This window comes from Autumnicola edwardsiae, assembly GCF_031846505.1.
Lineage (GTDB): Bacteria > Bacteroidota > Bacteroidia > Flavobacteriales > Flavobacteriaceae > Autumnicola > Autumnicola edwardsiae.
The window spans coordinates 1-780 of the sequence record NZ_JAVRHP010000277.1 but is presented as its reverse complement, the minus strand read 5'-3'; the positions used below and the strand labels follow the sequence as shown (position 1 = coordinate 780).

Here is a 780-nt window from a genome sequence, read left to right as displayed (position 1 = left end):
GTCCCTAAAGCAATCGTCTCCGATAATTTAAAGTCAGCGGTTACCCGTGCCAGCAAGTATGAGGCGGACATCAACAGAAGTTTTAAAGACTTCGCACGGCATTACAAATGTGTGATCAATCCTGCCCGGGGCTATGCCCCGCAAGATAAAGCTTTGGTGGAGAATGCCGTAAACCTTGCCTACCAGCGCATTTATTACCCACTGCGGGAGATGAGCTTCTTCTCTTTGGAAGATCTTAACCGGGAGATAAAACGCTTGCTGGGCCGGTACAACGACCTGTTGTTCTCCCGCAAAGAAGCCAGTCGCAGGGAACTGTTCCAATCCGTGGAACGGGAATACCTAAAGCCTTTGCCGCAGGCTACCTATGAACTAAAAGGTTACCGAAGGGCAAAGGTTCAGAAAATGGGCTATGTTTACTTCTCCCCGGATAAAAGCTATTACAGCGTCCCTTATCGTTACATAGGAAAAGAAACCACCATCCATTATACCAGTTCCATGGTAGAAGTATATTACTATCATCAGCGGATCGCCCTGCACCAGCGCAACCCATCAAAAGGTAGTTACAACACTAACAAAGAACACTTAAGCAGTACCCATAAATATTATAGCGATTGGAGCCCTGACTTTTTTAAAAAGAAAGCGGCCATACATGGCAAGCACGTGCTGGGCTGTATCGAGAAAATAATCACCGCGGTGGACTATCCTGAAATAGGATACAAACGAGCTATGGGGGTCATCCAGCTCCATAAATCCTATGGCTCCCAGCGATTGGACAACGCC

General features: G+C 47.2%; 1 protein-coding gene. It reads left to right on the top strand.

Annotation, left to right across the window (positions count from 1 at the left end):
* On the top strand, positions 1-780 hold a 780-nt coding region (locus tag RM529_RS17635), incomplete at both ends, for a Mu transposase domain-containing protein (RefSeq protein ID WP_432264552.1).